At 39.7% G+C, this 14,296-nt stretch carries 11 protein-coding genes and 1 pseudogene; 1 reads left to right on the top strand and 11 read right to left on the bottom strand.

The window, feature by feature from the left end:
- Positions 1 to 140: 140 nt before the first annotated feature.
- Together MHH57_RS12665 and MHH57_RS12660 are read right to left on the bottom strand one after the other, a co-directional pair.
- Positions 141 to 449: a hypothetical protein gene (locus MHH57_RS12665; RefSeq protein ID WP_185156378.1), complete on the bottom strand. Its 309-nt coding sequence runs from the start codon at positions 447 to 449 to the stop codon at positions 141 to 143.
- Positions 450 to 992: 543 nt separating this feature from the next.
- Complete coding sequence (locus MHH57_RS12660; protein WP_161626963.1) at positions 993 to 1,484, bottom strand: Wadjet anti-phage system protein JetD domain-containing protein; 492 nt, start codon at positions 1,482 to 1,484, stop codon at positions 993 to 995.
- Between the two features lie 118 nt (positions 1,485 to 1,602).
- Between MHH57_RS12660 and MHH57_RS12655 the strand changes: the two are divergent.
- Positions 1,603 to 1,936, top strand: a pseudogene (locus tag MHH57_RS12655) (transposase); the annotation flags it as partial.
- Here MHH57_RS12655 and MHH57_RS12650 read toward each other — a convergent pair.
- The 9 genes from MHH57_RS12650 to MHH57_RS12610 all read right to left on the bottom strand — a co-directional run bounded on the left by MHH57_RS12650 (position 1,936) and on the right by MHH57_RS12610 (position 14,294).
- Positions 1,936 to 2,379: a hypothetical protein gene (locus tag MHH57_RS12650; RefSeq protein ID WP_340885463.1), complete on the bottom strand. Its 444-nt coding sequence runs from the start codon at positions 2,377 to 2,379 to the stop codon at positions 1,936 to 1,938. The pseudogene MHH57_RS12655 and the gene MHH57_RS12650 overlap by 1 nt on opposite strands.
- Before the next feature lies 1 nt (position 2,380).
- Positions 2,381 to 3,076 (bottom strand): hypothetical protein, encoded by a 696-nt coding sequence (locus tag MHH57_RS12645; protein ID WP_342434167.1) that lies wholly within the window; start codon positions 3,074 to 3,076, stop codon positions 2,381 to 2,383.
- Positions 3,077 to 3,094: 18 nt separating this feature from the next.
- The gene (locus MHH57_RS12640; RefSeq protein WP_342434166.1) at positions 3,095 to 4,774 is read right to left on the bottom strand and encodes a hypothetical protein; all 1,680 of its coding nucleotides are present in this window, start codon (positions 4,772 to 4,774) and stop codon (positions 3,095 to 3,097) included.
- Between the two features lie 7 nt (positions 4,775 to 4,781).
- Positions 4,782 to 6,830, bottom strand: coding sequence for a site-specific integrase (locus MHH57_RS12635; RefSeq protein WP_053325491.1), 2,049 nt, complete (start codon positions 6,828 to 6,830; stop codon positions 4,782 to 4,784).
- Entirely contained in the window at positions 6,827 to 8,011 is a 1,185-nt protein-coding gene (locus MHH57_RS12630) for a tyrosine-type recombinase/integrase (protein ID WP_342434165.1), read from the bottom strand. The genes MHH57_RS12635 and MHH57_RS12630 overlap by 4 nt, the downstream gene beginning before the upstream one ends.
- Before the next feature lie 100 nt (positions 8,012 to 8,111).
- On the bottom strand, positions 8,112 to 8,459 hold the full coding sequence (locus tag MHH57_RS12625) for a hypothetical protein (RefSeq protein ID WP_029515269.1): 348 nt from the start codon (positions 8,457 to 8,459) through the stop codon (positions 8,112 to 8,114).
- Positions 8,460 to 8,639: 180 nt separating this feature from the next.
- Positions 8,640 to 9,278: a hypothetical protein gene (locus MHH57_RS12620; protein ID WP_342434164.1), complete on the bottom strand. Its 639-nt coding sequence runs from the start codon at positions 9,276 to 9,278 to the stop codon at positions 8,640 to 8,642.
- A 1,486-nt stretch (positions 9,279 to 10,764) separates the two neighbouring features.
- The gene (locus tag MHH57_RS12615; RefSeq protein ID WP_025723560.1) at positions 10,765 to 11,058 is read right to left on the bottom strand and encodes a hypothetical protein; all 294 of its coding nucleotides are present in this window, start codon (positions 11,056 to 11,058) and stop codon (positions 10,765 to 10,767) included.
- 188 nt (positions 11,059 to 11,246) lie between these two features.
- A complete protein-coding gene (locus MHH57_RS12610; protein ID WP_342435153.1) occupies positions 11,247 to 14,294 on the bottom strand; it encodes a hypothetical protein in 3,048 nt (1,015 codons plus the stop codon).
- Between the last annotated feature and the right edge of the window lie 2 nt (positions 14,295 to 14,296).

Raw genomic sequence — 14,296 nt, 5'->3', positions numbered from 1 at the left:
CGTCAACGCTCCACTACCCGCCGGATATATATCGCTAGCTCCAGAAGTTTGGGCTTACCGGACGCGCTGGGGTTATGGCGGCAGCCGCAGGACCGATCGATGAGGATCGGACGGATTGACGCGGCATCAATGCGTCAAAGTCAAGAGGCCGCTGAAGAGCTTTCGTAAGCTTTTTTCTGTTGCGGACGGAACCACGAGGCAGCAAGAGCGAGTAGAGAAGTCCCTATTAGTGCGATGATGACCCAGCGGTAACCGTGAATGACGAAAGCAAAATCAACGGCAGAAATCACATTGTTCTTTCCGGAATACAGCACGTTCTTCAGGTGGGCTGGCAGCGCTGCGCCGACGATGGTTAAAGAAAGAGCCGTACTCAGCACTTGACCCAAGTTATATAGCATGGACCGCAGTCCATTCGCCACCCCGCGGCTTTGCTCCGGAACGCTTGACATGATCTCCGTCGTATTGGGGGTAAGGAATAAACCGGTCCCGACCCCGATTAACAACATGCCGCAAGCGGTGACCCCGTAAGAGAAATTTCCACCGACCACGAATAGGAGTAACCGCCGGTGTCAGCACACGATCACGCTTTGATCGCTTGCTGTAGCCGGGAACTGAGAATGTAGTCTGCAACTGGCTCTTCATCCCCCATTTAAATAAGCCGCCAAGATACCCAGACGTTACCTTGCTCTACACCAACCTGGTAACAACCTTGTTTCCTTGATCGGCCAGTTACGGATTTACTTGCATTTTTATGGTAAAAATAGAAGGCTCAATTTTGATTTTTGTCCCAGTCCAAGAAAACAACTAATAACAATAAATGAAAAAAGCCGCAAAAGTCGCGGCTATTGTGAAATACACTGTCAATACAAAGTATTACCACGAATCTTATAGAATTCGGCAACAACCAGTGGCTGAAATACAGTTTATAATAGTATAGCTTCTTGCTCTAAACGCTTGCCCGTACACAACATCTCTCGAATTAATCCGTGAAACTAGGAATTATCCGTGTTTTCCAGTAGCTGCTCCAATTTGACTTGATAATCTGCAGTGAAGGTTTCTGCCCAATCCAAATGCTGATGGAAAGTAGTCTTATCCATACGATAGGGTCGTAGTTGTGGAAACACTGATTTTTGCAAATGCCGGAATATTTGGAACCCTCCCCAATCGATGTCGCCCCAAAACTGAACTTCAATCTGAAGACCATTTTTATCAAATTTATCTTGGATTTGCCGAAGAAAAAATCGTTTATCCGGTCCTGGAAAACTTCCAAGATAAACAACAATGATCTTCTTCTCTAACAAATTACCAATTCTCGATAACGATTGGATATATTCATGAAATACAGTTTTATTTCCAATGATAAGAATGCGTTCAGCCCTCAAATCTATCACGCGGCCTGCTTTCATTAATTGCGAGTGAACCGTCACACCAAAGAATAGTCGCTCCGGGAGAGATTCACCCATTTGTAATTCAATTCCGTACAAGGCTTGAAGTAACAATTTAGTTTGGACATAATCTTTACTTCAACTGAGATAAATTTGTCAATACTGACTACTAGATCAAAGTTGGAGGAATAAGCACATGGTGACCTGAAGCGGATTATTGTCAAAACAAGAATTACGTCAATTCGTAAAAGAGCATAATTTTCAATCGGCAGAAGATATTCAATGGACATTAAAGGAATTATTTGCAGATGTACTTCAAGAAGCATTAGAAGCCGAACTGGATACGCATCCCGGTTATGAGAAACATGATGTAAAAACAAACAAACGAGAAACAGCCGCGACGGCTACAACAGTAAGAAAACCGTAACCTCCGAATACGGTGATGTAGAATTTGAACCTGTAGTCGTGAAGAAAAATCAAACGAATGTGACCGGCATTGAGGAGCACATATGTATGCGAAGGGTATCAGTACACGGGACATTCAGGATCATTAGAATAAGTCAATATCTCCGAAACGCTGGCTGATTAATTCTCGGTACTGTCCGTTCTCTATGCGTAATTCGTCCAAAGCATCTTTATACGTACTTATAAGCTGTGTTAAATGAGTAACCTTGGCTTGCAATTCCCGGTGCTCCTGGGCTACAATCTCAGGACTTGTAATCGTTGGTTCTCCTTTAGAGGCCGAGTCTAGGATTAATTGTATTTCCTCATTCAATTTGGTGAACCATTTTTCCAAATATTCCTTATAGGAACCCGTCCACAACATTCGCGAGCTTTTCAATCTGATTCGTGGGCGTTTTGCAATCATATCGTACACATCTGATTTTGAAAGACGCGATAATCGCCCCTTTTTGACATCATTTAAAAGCTTTCTTTTTACTTGTGCACATTCCCATGCCAAGTCGCTGCTACTGAAAGAAACCGGACGAGCCAATTTACTTTACCTCCCCACTTAAAATATAACAAAGCACTTCTGCATTAGTTGGATTAGGCTTCTCTTTAGACTGTTCACGAAAGTATGCCTTTGCTTTCTTAAAGAGCAATGAATGCAGTTTTTTCGCCTCATTTGGCGGCATTTTAAATTTATTTACCCAGAGACTTCTTTCTGTTTTGTTCAACCGTTCCTTTATATCCTCAGCCTTCTGAAAAACCATTTTTCGTTGTCCTGTGGACTTGAAATTTTTCTCTGCATCGAGACAATAGTAATAATGCAACATTTCACGAAATATGTCGGCCTTGTGCGCATCTTCTGTACCCTCATCAGGACTATAATCATCACATGCTCTACAATGCCCGGGTGTATGACCACAGTTTAGCAAGACATGTGCATTACAATTATGCGTATAACCACCTACGTTAACCTCGTGTAACTCATCTTCCAAATCAATAACTTTACCTTGGAAACGTGGTGATTCCTCTATAATTTTCTGGGTTAATTTATATGCTTCATCTAGCTTTTGAGGCGTGACCTCAAACTTAGATGAAATTTCGGCTATCTCATCAATGGCTACATATTCAGTAGACGAAATTCCAGTCCCTTCTGTCTTATCAGCATCCTCCCCTTCCGGTTTCTTTCTCCAAACGCCTTTTTGAATTAGATGACCAAACTTTGCAACTTCTTCTGCAGGCATTGTTTCCGTATAAGGCTTTTATGAGGAAGGATGACTATGTCCTGCCTGCCTCTCTAGTAGCTCATCATTGTCTCCTAAGATACGCCGATAAGTAAGATGGAGCGCTCTTAGATTATGGGGTGTGAAATATGGCTTCCTAAGTTCAGGCCATAACTTCGATTGAATGCGAGTTAAAAAATTATACAGTCCGCTAGTTCGTATAGGGCCATCATTATGTTTTGAAGCCAGTAAACGAAGTTCCGTAAGGTCATCCCCACCCCACTCTCTTGGAAAAAATATAGGTTCTGATGGGGCAAAATGAATCAATTCGTTAAACCATCTTGCAGCATCGCTCTTCACTAGAGCGTGATGAACCCATTCATAGCCGTTTCGATCGGGTTGATTGCGAATGGTCTTGGTTTTGTGAAAACGAATCCAGGAATTATCCTGCGAATCTATAAATAAAGCATTCTGAAGCAAATTAACTATTTCATGAGGCCTTGCTGCAGTTGATAACATCAACAGGCAAGCCCGCCTATGACGAAAGTCCATCAGAATGTTCTCGTTAATTAAAGGAGTTTGATCGTTCATTAAGGTCTGCACAAGAATATAAGCTTTGGACATACTAAATACTCGTCCATGATCTTTTGACATAACACGTCTAGGTCTTGGCATAATCCGTTCTATGTTGTATGAAGCATTTGTAGTTCTTATAAGCCACCTAAGCCAATGTCGAAGCGCCACTCGGAAAAACGTCTTATCTTCTTGTCCCTTCATCTGGCCAAAAATCTCTGTGTATACTTCTGATATTGAATTCTCGCTTATGTCAGTAAGACCTTTTGATCGACATTTGATTGCAAAATACCGGATGTACTTGACTATCGCTTTCCAATAATTTATGCTGATAGTTTTTTTACCGTATCTGAAAAGTAAATTTCCTTCATCGTCGTAATAATCATCAGTTATTGAATCATTCACACGTTGCCTCAAGTAAGAAAATGCAAAGGTATAGAGACTCTCCTCAAACGGCGTTTGGGTTGGATATATTCCCGCGGCTATCCAGACACTTCTTTCCGCTTCATCGCAAGGTATGACCGGTTTATTTTCAATCAAGGAATCTGTTTCTTTAGCTAACATCTTACCTAGGAGGGTTAAACTACTTCTATGATATTTAGCGATCTTACTTGCTTTTGCTAATACAGAGGAAGTAATAATATGATTACCCTCTAACCCTTCCTTAAGGGCGTAACCTGCGAACCATAAGCAAACTACAGTTCGAAGCAAAGGAATCCTTTTCTTTGCCTTTTGTAGTTGTTTTTCGCTATCCATCGGATACAATACCGGATAGTATTTATCGTAAAGCGCATCAAAGTACTCAAAATTCGGTAACTCGGGAAAAGGAAATTTATTGAATTCGGTCTTGGTTGGAAATACGATCTCTAAAGGCAAACTGATCCGTTGTAAAAAGGCAAGCAGTAATACGTAATCTCTTTGGGTGCCGGGTAACTTGAAAAATATTGTGGGTTGTACCAAATCCGTTAAGGAGCTTGATAAAATAGGTTCAACCCGTCCCCAAGTCTCTGCCGATCTGTATTGTTCATACTCCGATCTTGTCAGATGCTCTCTACTCTCGAATTGTCCCTTTCGCCTTACAGTAATGGGTCCAAATCTCAGGGATTGCCAAGCTAATATTTGCGACACGATTTCACCTCTTTCCAATCTAAGCTCAGACTAGTCGACTGATAACCTCTATTTGAATCTGTTCGTCACTATAGCCGAAATGCCGAATCATGTCCCCAAGCAACGCTATTTGCGTAGCTAATCCGGCCGCCTTGGCGTTTTTGGTTGTAAAATCCCGACTGCCTCGCATCATGTTCCACATGTCCTTGGTTAATCTGGCCAAAGTATGAAATGCCTGTGCTGCTTCACTTTTTCGTATGGCGAAATGATGACAGGAAAAACACTTTGCCTCAAAAAGGCAAGCCCCCTGTATTAAACATCTTCCTACACCTGTAGGAGCTGGAAGCCCGAATTTTGCAAAGAATTCATCTAAAGATAGCTCTTCAGATCCCAAAGCTTTTATCAATTCGTCAGGCTCAGTTTGTTCGCTGGCAAGTGCTTCGAAGATTCGCCAAATAAACCGTCCCGCAATCTCACCATCCTGATATTTCTTAATAGTAGCAAATAACAATGCTTGACGGGAGAGATTACTTCGTAAGTATCGATTCAGCATGGTTTGATTTTCATGACCTGCAGCAAGTCGTGCTAACTCACTGTTCCCGGTTTCGATTGCAATGTGAGTTATGAGATAGTGTCTGTAACCATGAGCCTTCCCTTTTTTATCTCCATGTCCAATAAATTCTGCTATCTTGTCAAAAAACCTATATATTTGTCTTTCATTCAAAATCCAGGGATATTTCTCCAATTGAAAAAGATGCACATACGATGCATCCGCTCTTTCGTTCCGTATCGGTCGGAAGGCTTTATCGCTCGATCTTTTCTGTAAAAATTCGACCGCTCTAAGACCTGCAGAATCAATTATAGGAAATTGGCCGTTACGATGTTTAGCTTTCTCAATACCTGAATATGGGCTGTATAATCCTACCGCTGATGGAGCATTAGGCAATGGCAGCATACATTCTTCAGCCTGAAGATTGAGCAGATACGTTTTACGCACCGGTGATGAGGCAATAATTAACCAAAAAGCGCGACATAAAACTTCAACATCATCTTCGGGATGATAATTTTCAATTGCTTCCTTCATGAGCATCGGGAAGTTTGGGTCATCAAAAGCGAGGCCATCACCGGAATATGTTTCTTCTTGGGCCTCACGATGAATTCCAGAATATAAATCACTGGGCCAGTCAACGTATGTTGGAAAAAATGTATGAGAACCTTTCCCCCAATCAAAGAATAACTTTATGTGTAGAAGATTGTTCCCGGTATACTTAGCTGAAAACTCCTCTCCATCGTTATTCTTTGAAATGTAATCAAACAAATCGAGAAAATCTTCATACTCGAGAGATGAAGCATCCGACTCCCCGTGCTGGTCAAGCCATTTGAAAAATTTATGCAAAGCACTGCCCGCTTTACGAATATAATAGTCTAGCGAATTACTTCGTTTTAAATGCTCGCGAAACTCACGTGCGATATCCCCCCACTTTGGATGCTCACAGCAATCGTCAAACAGTATTCTTTGCCTACGTCTTCCTGGTTCATCCGAATATCCAAGCTCAAAAAGAATGTCCTTTAAACACTTGGCGTTATAACGTTTGTCGTTCGGACGCATTACATCCGCTAACGCTATATCTTCTTCCGTGAAATCGCCCAGCGGTTTCATAACACCTAGAAGGTGTATAGATAGTTTGTTGAACAAACCTATACGGTTTGAGTCTTTTTTGCGGATGTGTTCTGCTTCTGAATTTTTGAGGAGGCCCATTTTGACGGGGAAATCCGACAGATTAACACGACCTCTGGTTGACAGGTAACAAACCAAGTCGTTTCGACGATATTGTGCTACTACATCATTTCCCTTGCAAAAACCTGTATGCCAAGCCCAGAAAATGACATACCATAGGTCTCGACTGTCGCGATGCCGAAAGGTTGGTCTCTCTTCAGGCGGTACAGCTAACCAGTTATCCGGGGCCGGAAATGTAGTAAATAATTGAAGGACGGGATTTTTTATAGAAGAAAATACTTGATTCACATGATTCAAACGCAGCGTGTTTTTTAAAAATTTGCGAAATTCCGATAATGGAGTCCATTCTAGTGTCATTCCGAGTCCTCCTCATGCGCGTGGATTCCCTCTGAGATCTCCGCCTGTCGCATAAATACCCTCCCTAAATGATCTACTTTACCTTTTTCTGTGTCATTATTTGACTCAGGTATCCAATGAATATATGTATCGCGCGTAATCACGACAGAAGAATGCCCCAACCACTTGCTGATCTCTTCGATTGGTCTGCGATATCTTAGGAGAAGTGATGTCGCGAATAAGTGTCGGAAGGTGTGTGGATAGTAGGAACGTAGGTCTACGCTTCCCCCAGTTCGTTGAAATAAGTCATCAGCCAAATTATTATACTTACCGTAAACGCCTTTCTTACTTAATGGCTTCCCTTTTGAATTGTTTGACTCTGATACAAATAGATAGCCATGATCTTCACTTGTGTAATAAGACAAAAGTTCCCGCCGCTGAAGAAGTGCCCAATACAGAAGATCAGTGAACTCCTCTTGTGTTGGAAATCGGATATTTTTCCTGCTAAATGGATCAATTGTTTTGTGAGTTATCAACGCCACGTCCCTGCAGGAAGCCTTCGTTTTCCATCCCGTATCAATGACCCAATTCCCCCGCAACCCGCGTTCTTTTACAAACTGCAAGTTCCCGGAAAGAGACTCGGTTAATTCCTCTCTTGCTGTATGATACACGTTTAAGTTGGAAGGAATTGTTGACGGCTCAATTCGAATCTCAGCTGCTTCACCAGGGCGTAATCCAAAGTAACGCAATATCGCAAAGAGAAGAAGATCCAAAGCATTTTCATACGGATCGATCAATTCAAAGAACATGTCTGCTTCGGTCTCACTAAAGACCTTGTCGTGGTTAATGGGAGAGGCTTGCCTGCTCTTCCCTCCTCCAGGTCCTGCAGTACCGGAATCTCGAGCAATATTTTCCACATCAAACACTATCCGCACCCTACTACCCGCAGTACCCGCTATTAATGAATGATTATCTCTTATTTCTTTTCTCGGAACCTGCTCTAATGGCAGGTATTTAAATCTTGTTGTTCTATCACGCAAGAACTTCAGATATGCACATGCAGTATAGATGATCGGAGCAAGTGCACCAGACGGGTACTCACACCAGTTGGTTTTCTTTAAATCGTTATGACTGCTTCGAATTACGGTTGATAGCTTCCCTTCTGCCATTGCATGTTTGTTAAGGGGGATATTCTTTAACATAGACCAATGAATCCCGTGAGTCGCCACCTTTAAATCTTCAAATGGCTTGTAACCTTTTGGAATACATCGAAGGTAATCCGCAAATCCCAGTAATATTACTTCAATAGGATACGGTCTTACCTGCTTTTACTTCGATATTATGGATATGTTCAAAATCTTCCTCTAGCCTCCAGAACATCATGTAATCCAAGAACTTTTTCAGATTCTGGGCATGCCCTGTAACCGTATTCATTTTTAGCTTTTCCGTTAATAATAGATTCATTAAAAATGTTGTAGCTTCATGATGAGTACTATGATTTGGTTTAACAATAGCGATCACTTGGGTACCTTCTACTTGATGTATGTAATGTAAACCATCAATGTTAAGGGATTTGTAGTATCGGGCATACCCAACCAATCGCATTGTTTCCCCCATTAGCTGTGCTATACTCAGAAGCTCTTTATACACACACTCCCCCCCTCTCCCAAGCACTTTTATTCATTCCTCTGTATAAGTTGAGTATAGAGGGACCACCCCCACCTCAATTATGTTTCCATAATTTTCTTTAATTCTACACAATACGTTGCATTCTGACAACAATAATTCACCCCCTATCCATAGATAAGATAAGGGGTTTCGAGATTTACATTATTTACTTCCCATTTCTCCTTCCTCTTCTCCAAGATCATACCCTAATAAATAAAAATGATTTAAGAAAGAATAAAGTTCTTTGCCAGACACCTCTTGATTATTATTGGCTAGCTTCAAATGATACTTTATCACGTTCAACTTTTCTTCACTTTTAGAAGGGCTGAAATTGGCTTGAGTTACCTGCCTCTCAAATTCCTCCACATCTTTCGTATGCCGTGCCTGGTTCAATAGCCACTGTACATTATGAAAATCTGTTGAATTCAGTGGACCCGTGATTAGTGCAATAATGTCTTTTTCTTTATTAAAAATTTTAGGATTATTAAAATCACTCCACGCTGCTCGAATGACTTCCGAGAATATTTCATCTCCTTGAGTGATTTTAATCCTATGCTTGATCTGACCAAGTAACTTTCGCTTTCTCTTTGAAGCAGGCTCTTCTATTAATACAATAAAGTCATCAGTATTAAACCCATCAACTCTTCCTTGTAGTTTTATTTCAGTAATAGGCCAAGGAGGCAAACAAGGTGCAACTCCTCCTGTAAGCATTAAGATGACAAAAGAAGCTTGAACGTGGGCCTCAAAATGTCCTCCCCCGCCTCCCGTAGAAATCGGATTACTGAGTTGTTTATCCTTCATATTAATTTGTCCTCACAGAATACTTTGTTTTATAACTTATCAATCTTAACGTAAGTATAAGTCGCAAAACAGTTTTCATCAAATTGCGCTTGTTAATTTTAATATTCAATATTTTCCACAAATCCCCTGCCATCTCCAAGAATTTCAATACACCTCGAAACCGTTTTATCACAAACTCACGAAGTTTAGGGTTATTATCAGCCATTCCGAATTGGAAACTGCTTTGACAACGCTTGTATTGAGTCGTTCTTTTCGCATCTCAAAACCGAAAAGATCTATTTAACTAAACCTCAAACATTATTGGAGCTATAGCAGGATATCCAAAATTACGATTAGATTTACAACCATTGGCGCTTTCAGAAATGGGAAACGGTCGCAGCATAGGGTTGTTTTTTAGGGGTTGTCTACTTCACAAGGTTATGACCAAAATAGCGAATTTTAATGGGACAATGTTCTTGTCCTCGGCATCATCCACGTATTGTCCCATCAAATAATCTTTTTACCTAGCCAGCTAAGCGTTGTTTTCTGGAAATAAAAAAACTGATGATTGGAACCAGCACCTAAACCTTAAGCCTTGATATAAATACTGTAAACTCCTATTACCTGTCGGTTATATTTTACATCCACAAATAATTAACTGTCATCTAATGCGATATATTTTTTTGGAAATTTAAAATGACAACCTTCAGATGAGCGACTGAGCCTCTCCTTCTCGGTTCGGCACCAGGAGAACCGCAACTGCGTCGCGGGCAGCCGGCGCGCAAAGCCTCGTGTTACTGCTTCCGCAGCACCTCCAGCCTATCCTGCGGCCACCATCCAAGACTACGAAGAAAAAGAGAAAAGAGTTATAAGAACCAGAATCTTTCGAAATCCTTTGAATCTTATTAGATGAGTATCAAATCGGCAATGGGATCAAGTTCTTCTCCTCGAGTCGGGACAAGAACTTGTACCGTTAAAGCAAAAAAGGCACTATATTATCGACTTTCAATGGAACTATGTTCTTGTCTCCCGATTTATAGGTTTGCGACAGAAGACAACAGGCACGTTTCTTATTGTAAAATGTATAAAATCTTCAATTCGTCTATGCGCTTCTCAATACTTCCGATGATGATCCTAGATTATAGATCTTCCACTTTCAACTGTGAACGATCAAGCCCATTATTTAAGGGTTGCTCCTATCGTGAAATGGTTCATTAACCCGAATTGCTTTGTTGGGAATGGGATAATATTCTTATCAAAATCGATAATGAGATAAAGTTCTTGTCATTTGGTTTTGACAAGAACTTTATCCCAAAATAAAAGAGCCGCGATTTTCGCAGCAATTAATGAAATGTTGTGTTACCGCTTTTGCATTCACATATTTCATAGTTTGATCAACAATATCCGCATTGGGTTTGGCCTCGTATTGTCGATATTGTATAAACATGGAATCAAAATGCTGGAACAATTATCACTAAAAAGATTCCGGATGATTTAAAAGAACTATTTAGACATTCAAGTGTTTCTTATATACCAAGTAAGCTAACCTGTTATGCTTAATTTGTGTAAGCATTTTAGCTTTTCTCTTCGAAACAGGTTCCTCAACAAAAACAATTAAGCCATCGGTATTAAACCCATCGATTTTCCCTTGAAGCTTTAATTCGACCACAGGCCATCGCGATAAACAAGGCGCAAATCCACCTGTAAGCATCAATGTAACAAAAGAAGCTTGGATATGAGCTTCAAAGTGTACACCGCCGCTCCCGGATGCAAATGGATTGCTCAGTTGCTTATCTTTCATACATATCAATTCTTTTATATGAGTAATATATTTTCAATTAAAAATTTTTACATATAGAAACTGGTAGTTTACAACAAAGAAGTCGCCAATCTGGCGACGCCTCTGCAGAATCTATAAGCTATTTAAATCAGTAGGCTCTAAGTTTTTTTGATGGTAAGAAATTGTGAACATAGCGAATATCTCCATCATTACTCAAAACGCTCATTCTGATTCTGTTCTCGTGATTGTTCCCATTCATGGACTCTGATAATTTCTTTCTTCAAAATCGGTTCTTTATTTTTGGCCCACTGTGAGACAACTGGATTTTCGTGAATCATAAGGCTTTCTAACAGTGGAAGGCGTTTTACCATTTTATCTGCTAGTGATCCTTCCCATTGATTTGGATGAAAGACATGCATAAATTCTTCTAAAATAACTGAAGGATCAGAATAATGATTGATCAGGAATATTGCTACGGGTGTCCATTGCAATTGATCGGCTACATGCATGTACGGTTCAATAGCCGATGCTATTAAAGGATAATGTGCTTTTCCTTTGATGTTACACCATTCAATAAATGTTTCATGGGGAATGCTTCTCAATGGACTCACCATCAATTGTCCACTGAATATCTGTTCGATGTAGTAATCTAATTCGTTATGATCTCCTATAAATACATCCAAAAATACAAACGGATGGGCCTCAACTAGAGATTTATAAATATAATCAAAGTTGGTGTAAAAAACACGATTATCTGCAATGGCAGTATAGAGTTTTACAGCTAGATGTTTTGCTTTATCAGCAGCATCTTTGTTTTGAAAGCATGATTTAACTATTTCTGATATTTGATATGAATCGCTATTAGTTTCTTGAGAAAAATCGTAACCTAAAACTAATTCTTGGCCCAAAGTGAGTATTCTTGGACTCAATTCATTATTGTTTTGGTGAAATTTCATATTAAAGATATCTATAGCAACGGCCAATCCATTCTGTTTAGAGCTAATTAGTCGAATTAACTCGCAGAATAAGTCTTCGTTATTTAGTTCAGATGTGTGTGTGTAAGCTAGATTCCCGTATAAGTAAATTGGTGCTTTCCCTAGCTGGAGGGATCTTTTTATACGTTCAATTCCATCTATGTCAATTATCACAATCTGAAGAATTGGGAAAACTTCCGAAAGTATCTCGTGATCTATTGCTTCATCTAGTAGTTCTTTAGTGCTGCTGTTATCAGTTGAAGTAAGATAATCCAGAAAGCCTTGTAGCAGTTGATAATTACGTTTATTGTGTTCGATCGTACTTAGTTTTTCAACCATTGTAGCCCATAGTTTTTTGGGATCATTAGTCCCTTTGGCCAGGCCTTGTCCTAATTGAAATACATTTCTTCCATTAGTACTCATGAGATGTATCAACAAGGCATTCAAGGTATCTTCTTGAGAACTAATTTTATAGCCAAAATCTTGCGATAAATCTCTAATCTTAGTCAATGCCTCTTCAGTATCTTTTGCTTCTACTATGTTAAGAAGACTTCCGTGATCGGGCAATGTTAGCAGCATTACTTCATCATATAAATTTTGGGGTCCCAGTAATGTAGCTAATGATTCAAGTCGAAATACAGCTTCTTTTGACATTTTGTCAGAATCAAACCCTATAGTGTTTTTAACAGCATACCAAGCCCCATACCATGGATTTTTAGCCGAAATTTCTCTCACAGCGGATTCTAACGCATTGTAAACTTTTGCTCTAGTCCATATCCCCCTGAATTTTCTACAGAGGATTGCCTTTATCTCAGTAGATATTATTTTTTCTGATAAAACTATTGACACAGCATATTGAATGAATGTTTCATACCAAGATCTGATTTCATCATTAGATGTTGGATGGTACCCATAGTCTCGGACGTGAGCTCCAAAATCAAAGCTATTAATAGATGTAAAATGCCAAGCTTCTAGTGCTGCATCTAAAAGGGAAAGTCCTAATGCATTTTTTTGCTCTGAATCTGACTCAATTAGATTAGAAATGATTTTTAATCTTTGATCTACAGTAGCGTGTGTTCCAGAAAGATAAATGTAAAATAATGATTTTAATGTACTGCGTATCGAGTTTTTGTTCTCGTTAACATCTTCTGTTAAAGCAAAATGACATAATAATTGAACAGATCTATCAAAAAACTCAACATCATATGCTAAAGACTTTAACAAACTTGTAAAGTAACTAAAATTTTCATTATGACGGGAAAAGAAAGTTGAGTCTCGATCTTGATCTAAAATTTCCTCCATATGTGCTAGGACTAATTCGGGGTGAAGTGGTGCAACATTACCAAGCATAGTCACAGCAGCATTATCGAGTTTGCGAAAATCCTCCAACGGTCCCCCATCTGAGAGCCATTCTTGAGCAACTTTTCGAGCAGTTTGATTGTGATGAAGATAACCAAGCCTTCTGGAAAATGATATTAATAACCTCTTATTAGCACGCTTTTCAAAAACATCTCTTAGTAACGGGAGTGGAAAATTCTCTAATGAGCTCTGTGCTAACCTATTTGCTATAGCATGTGGTAATACAGCTCTCCACGTGCTCCGCTGCTGTACGAGATCTCTCCTCTTTAATTCGGCAACATTTTGATACAGTTCCAAGACACTCATTCCTGCTAATTCAGCAAGAATGGTCATTTCAATATTTCTTGTTGCTTCCGTCTCAATATTAAATGAATAGACGAGTGAACAGATTTCGGCAGCTTTAAGTAACTTTGAGTCTGAATCATGTCGTTGATGAAATAATCTATTAAATAATTCAGAATCCCTTAGGTGGGATATGTTTTCTCCCATCTTTATTGTTCTTGCTATGGCAACAGCAACACGTGCGTTCCCACCAGACATTTCTGCTATTTTTCTTGAGGTTACACTGTTTATATGCGTGAATTTCTTACAAATTACTTTTTCTAATAGCTCTATTGAAGAAGGTTCTAACCGGAAAACAGTTGTTTGTTCGGGCTGATCCTCTCTAACATCGTATTCAACTGTAATTAAACTAATGAGACTATTGTTTGAGTTTAATTTAGTTAGTTGATTATGTAGATCAGGAGGACAATTATCGACTATCAAGATTCCCCGTTTTCCAAGCGATTTAAGTCTTGCAGTAAAGGATTTAGGGTCAGGAAGTGGGGCATCTCCAAGATCTGTATAAAAAGCTAGTGATTTGTTTAGAGCTTTCTCACCAACTTGATCATCAAATAAAGCTTGAACTAGGCGTGTTTTCCCCACAC

This window comes from Paenibacillus sp. FSL H7-0442, assembly GCF_038593105.1.
Classification (GTDB): Bacteria; Bacillota; Bacilli; order Paenibacillales; family Paenibacillaceae; genus Paenibacillus; species Paenibacillus polymyxa_D.
This window is presented reverse-complemented; position numbering and strand designations above follow the sequence as displayed.